Annotated in this window: 1 protein-coding gene; it reads left to right on the forward strand. The window is 66.3% G+C overall.

Features of this window, described 5'->3' with window-relative positions; all coding sequences use genetic code 11:
* Positions 1–29: 29 nt before the first annotated feature.
* The coding region (locus FZ983_RS33850; protein ID WP_149229096.1) for an ISNCY family transposase at positions 30–1,352 on the forward strand (1,323 nt) is incomplete at its 3' end.

Genomic DNA, 1,352 nt, shown 5'->3' on the forward strand with positions numbered 1-1,352 from the left:
TCCCGTTTTCGACGGCTGGGAGGCTGGCGATGGGCTGGATCACGATGAGCGAACGAGACTTGCAACGGGTCGAGGTTCTCGGCGAGGTGCTAAGCGGTCGCCGTGGGATCGGATCGGCGGCGTCGGTTTTGGCTTTGAGCGAGCGTCAGGTGTGGCGGCTTCTGGCGCGCTACAAGGCCGGTGGCGGCGGTGCTTTGGTTCACCGGGGGCGCGGCCGTCCATCGAACCGGCGGCTTGGCGATGAGGTGCGCGAGCGGGCGCTGGAGTTGGTTCGCAGCCGGTATGGCGATTTCGGCCCGACCCTGGCGGCGGAAATGCTGAGGGACAAGCATGGGCTGACGGTCTCGCGCGAGACGTTGCGCCAGTGGATGACGGACGCTGGTCTGTGGTTATCGCGTCGGCAGCGCCGGCAGTTCCACCCTCCCCGGCTGCGCCGCGAGCGGTTCGGCGAGTTGATCCAGATCGACGGCAGCGAGCACCGCTGGTTCGAGGATCGCGCCGATCCCTGCACGCTTCTGGTGTTCATCGACGATGCGACAGGCCAGCTGATGCAGCTTCGCTTCGCTCAATCGGAGAGCGCCTTTTCCTACTTCGAGGCGCTGGAGGGCTATCTGAACGCCCATGGCCGACCGTTGGCCTTCTACTCGGACAAAGCCACGGTGTTCCGGGTTCCACAGCGCGAGGCAAAGGGCGGCCAGGGCATGACGCAGTTCGGCCGGGCCTTGGCGGAATTGAACATCGAGATCCTGTGTGCCAACTCCAGCCAAGCCAAAGGGCGGGTCGAGCGGGTGAACCGGACGCTGCAGGACCGGCTGGTGAAGGAGTTGCGGCTGACCGGCATCACCGGCATCGAGGCGGGCAACGCCTTCCTGCCCGGCTTCGTCGAGCGCTTCAACGCCCGCTTTGCCCTGCCCCCTTCCCGGCCGGACGATCTGCACCGGCCGTTGAACATCGCGCCGGATCGGCTGCGCCAGGTGCTGTGCTGGCGCGAACAGCGCCATGTCGGGCAGCAGCTGACGCTGTCCTACGAGCGCAAGCTGATCATGCTGGAGGAGACGGAGCTGACGCGGGGGCTGGTTGGCCAGTATGTCGACACCTACGCCTTCGCCGATGGCCGTCTGGAGGTGCGATGGAAGGGGGTGGCCTTGTCTTATCGGGCCTTCGACAAGGACCAGCGGGTCACCCAGGCCGACGTTGTGGAGAACAAGCGGCTGAGTGCGGTGCTGGCCCAGGTGAAGGAGATGCAGGAGAGCCGACCTCCACCTCGGGTGAAGACCAACAGCGAGAAGAACGGCTACCGCAAGACAGGCCGGCGCAAGCGGCAGGGCGGACCACCCGACAGTGCCTGCGCG

The sequence above is a fragment of the Azospirillum sp. B21 genome (genome assembly GCF_008364825.1).
GTDB lineage: Bacteria > Pseudomonadota > Alphaproteobacteria > Azospirillales > Azospirillaceae > Azospirillum.